The sequence below is a fragment of the Pseudomonadota bacterium genome (assembly GCA_010028905.1).
GTDB lineage: Bacteria > Vulcanimicrobiota > Xenobia > RGZZ01 > RGZZ01 > RGZZ01.
Map to the genome: position 1 here is coordinate 1 of RGZZ01000690.1, position 1,980 is coordinate 1,980.

A 1,980-nucleotide genomic window follows, 5' to 3' on the forward strand; every position below is an offset into this window, starting at 1 on the left:
GCCCGGCATGATGGTCTTGCCGCGGCAGTCGACCACATTCGCGCCAGAGGGAATCGCCACGTCGGGCCCGATGGCCCGAATGCGATTGCCCTCGACCAGCACGGTGGCCTGCTCGAGCACCTCGTCGCCTCGCATGGTGATGACCCGGCCGCCGGTGAGGGCGGTCACTCCGCTCGGCAGGTCGGCGGTGGCGTCGAGGCGCACTTCGCGCGCGGCGGGCGCAGCGTCGGCCAAGGGTGCAGCTCCGTCGCCCCGCAAGAATGCGAATGCGTCGCGCAGATCGCGGGTGAAGAAGCGGTCGCCCAGGGTCCAGCCCAGGGCGCGGCTGTCGGACGTCCAGGCGATGTACGCGCCGGCGTCACGCGAGATCTGCGCCACGGGAACGTTGTCTGCACGGGGCCCCAGCTCGAGGGGCTTGCCCGTCTGTGGGCGGGCCGCCACGAAGGCGTTGAACCCTTGCACGAACGCGATCCAGCGCTCGTCGGGCGAGATGCGCATCTCTTGCGCGTCCTTGCAGGTCGCCTCGACCCGCTCGTCGCCTCCCGTCACGCGCAGGCTCACCAGATTGATCATGTCATCGCCGGCGCCGCGCAGCACGAAGAGACGACCTGCGGACGCGCCGAAGTGCGGGCTCGAGCCTTCGCGGGTCACCCGCCACGGGGCTGTGCCGCTCGCCTTCATGGCCCATACGCCGCAGTCGTGTGAATGGGTGGGCGAGGTGATGCGCCCTCCGGTGGTCTTACGCCAGGCGATGACCTGGCCATCCGGCGAGAAGCACGGCTCGACGTAGTGCCCGGGTTCGCGCACCCGCACCTTCGGGGTGCCGCCGGCGGCAGGCACGGTGCAGATCTGCCCCAGCCCCTCGTCGGTCCAGCGCACGTACACCACCGTGCTCCCGTCGCGCGACAGCGACGGGTAGAGCTCAAACGCATCATCGTGGGTGAGCCGCCGCGGCGCGGCGCCTGGCGCGTCTTGCGCCCAGAGGTGGCCCAGGGCCTGAAAGATGAGACGGTGCCCATCGGGGGCGCGCTCGGCCCAGCGGATCATCTTCGCGGTGAAGGTCTTCGGCGCCACGTCGACCGGGAAGCGCACCGCTTCGGTCACCTGACGCGTGTCGCGGACGTGGAAGGGGATGGTCACACGCTTCCCGGTGGAGACATCGACGCGCTGCAGGTGTCCGCCGGCCCAGAGCACGATGGCCTTGTCATCCGGGGTGAAGGCAAACGTGGGGTACACCCCGTGAATGGCCCAGGTCTCCTGCATGTCGCGCTCGAGGCCGTCGGTGATCTTGCGCTCGACGCCCGTGCGCACATCGTGCACGAACAGCACGCTGCGGCCCTTCACCCTGCGAACGAAGGCCAGCCAGCGCCCATCACGTGATGGGGTGGGACGGATCGATCCCCCCGGTCCGGTCACGAAGCGCTCGAGCTCGCCGGTCTCGCGGTCGAGGCGCTGGATGACGTAGATCTCGCCGTTGACGTCTTTGTTGTACTCGAAGCTCGCGCCGGGGGTGACGTCCTGGCTGTAGTAGACGTAGCGGCCGTCCGGCGAGAAGACCGGTTCGCCCAGGTCTTTCTGGTCGTTGGGTCGCTTCGTGAGCTGCACGCCCGAGCCACCGGCCACATGGTAGAGCCATACCTCGCCGGCGCCCAGCGAGCGGTGCGCGGTGAAGTGCTTGCGCACCGCGATGTACTGGCCATCGGGGCTCCAGGCCGGGCTGTTGACCAGGCGGAAGCGCTCCTTGGTGACGGCCCGGGGATGGCTGCCGTCCCGGTTCATCACCCAGATGTTGTCGCCGCCGCCCCGGTCGCTGGTGAATGCGATGTGGCGGCCGTCCGGGCTGTAACGCGGCTGCATGTCCCACGCCACGCCGTGGGTGAGGGCCCTGGCCTCGCCCCCATCGATGGGCACCTCGTAGATGTCGCCCAGCAGATCGAAGGCGATGTGCGTGCCGTCCGGCGAGACGTCGAGGCTCAGCCA

At 69.4% G+C, this 1,980-nt stretch carries 1 protein-coding gene; it reads right to left on the bottom strand.

Annotation, left to right across the window (positions count from 1 at the left end; translation table 11 throughout):
* Window positions 1–1,980: amidohydrolase (locus EB084_24390; GenBank protein ID NDD31403.1), on the bottom strand; the 1,980-nt coding region annotated here is incomplete at both ends.